Source organism: Streptomyces durbertensis (assembly GCF_014156695.1).
GTDB classification, from domain to species: Bacteria; Actinomycetota; Actinomycetes; order Streptomycetales; family Streptomycetaceae; genus Streptomyces; species Streptomyces durbertensis.
In genome coordinates, this window is sequence record NZ_WMLF01000731.1 from 1 (window position 1) to 1,510 (window position 1,510).

Annotated in this window: 2 protein-coding genes; one reads left to right on the plus strand and one right to left on the minus strand. The window is 72.6% G+C overall.

The features are described from left to right. The first annotated feature begins 32 nt into the window (after nt 1-32). A complete protein-coding gene (locus tag GL263_RS26355; RefSeq protein ID WP_182858247.1) occupies nt 33-773 on the plus strand; it encodes a carbonic anhydrase in 741 nt (246 codons plus the stop codon). A 106-nt stretch (nt 774-879) separates the two neighbouring features. Here the strand turns inward: GL263_RS26355 and GL263_RS26360 are convergent, their stop codons facing one another. Then, nucleotides 880-1,395 (minus strand): YbjN domain-containing protein, encoded by a 516-nt coding sequence (locus GL263_RS26360; protein ID WP_182858248.1) that lies wholly within the window; start codon nt 1,393-1,395, stop codon nt 880-882. Nucleotides 1,396-1,510: the final 115 nt, after the last annotated feature.

Consider the following 1,510-nt stretch of genomic DNA (forward strand, 5'->3'; position numbering starts at 1 on the left):
GTCCGGGGGCGTTGGCGCCGTAGCTTCCGGACATGCTTGCGAATCGGGACGACGTCGGCGGGCGGGCCGGAACCGACCGTCGGACGGTGCTGAGGGCGGCGGTGGGCGGGACGGCCGCCGCCGGGGCGGTGTTGACTTTCGGCGGTTCGGCGCTTGCCGCGCCGGGCGGCGGCGGTGCGGGGGCGCGGCCGGAGACGCCGCCGGCCGCGTTGCGGGAGCTGGCACGCGGCAACCGGCGCTGGCGCGACCTGCGCCAGCGGCACCCGCACGAGGGCCGGCACATCAGACAGGTGCTGGTCTCCGGACAGCGGCCGTTCGCGCTGATACTCGGCTGCATCGACTCCCGGGTGCCGCCGGAGCTGGTCTTCGACCAGGGCCTCGGGGACCTGATGACGGTCCGGTCGGCGGGCGGCGTGCTGGACGAGGCGGTGCTCGGCAGCGTCGCCTACGGCGTGCTGGAACTGGACATCCCGCTGGTGCTGGTGCTGGGGCACCAGTCGTGCGGCGCGGTGGCGGCGGCCGTGCACGCCGAGGAGACCGGCGAGAAGCTGCCGGCGCACATCCAGTACGTCGCCGAGCAGATCTTCCCGGCCATCGACCACTCGCAGCACGGCACCGCCCGGGTCGACGCGACCGTGAGCGCGCACGCCCGGCGGGTGCGGGACGCCCTCGCCGCCGAGCCGGACCTCGCTCCGCGTGTCGCCGCCGGCCGGCTGGCGGTGGTCGCGGCGCGCTACGAGTTGCGCGACCAGTTCGTTCACCGGTTGGGGTGAGGTTCGACAGCGGGCGAGGCGGTAGGGCGGGAACGCACCGCGCGCCCGGCCTGGCAGGCCGGGCGCGCGGGGGGAGGTCGGCGGGACGAGGCGGAGGTCAGACTGCCTAGTCCTCGGAGCCGGACTCGGCGTCCTTCTCCAGCCCGAGCGTCTCCACGAGCCACTTGTCGAACTCGATCGACGCCCGCACCCAGCTGACCGTGCTGGACACGAAGTGCTCCAGCGCGACACCCATGCCGATGAGCATCTGCGCCTCGCCGATGAGGCGGACCGTGCCGTCGTCGTGGGTGTGGCTGTAGACCTTCGGCCACAGGGTGCGGCGGTTCCAGTCGTCGGTCGCCTCGAGGAGCTTGACCTTGTCCTCGATGGCGTGCGGCCGGTCGTAGAACGTACGGACCGAGAAGACCTGCTGCTCTTCCTCGCCACGGAACATGAAGTACGTGCGGAACTCCTCCCACGGCGCGGCGAGGTCGCCCTCGTCGTCCACGACGTACTTGAGTTCCATCTGCTCCAGGAGCTGCTTCACCAGCTCCTGGTCCGGGATGACCGGTCCTGCCGGGCCTCCCTGCGGCTGCGGCTGCTGGCCCCCGAAATTCGGAATCGAGGACGGGTCGATGCTCACGTGGGTGTTCCCTTCGTACGGCTCCGACCATCCTCCCTCACCCCCGCCCCGTCATGGCAAGCCCGGCACGGCCCGGCGAGCGGACGACCCGGTTCCGCTCCCCCGGGGGACGGAG

What these genes read in the sequence shown, in the direction of transcription:
- GL263_RS26355 (WP_182858247.1), top strand. Translation starts at nt 33, where the DNA reads ATGCTTGCGAATCGGGACGACGTCGGCGGGCGGGCCGGAACCGACCGT.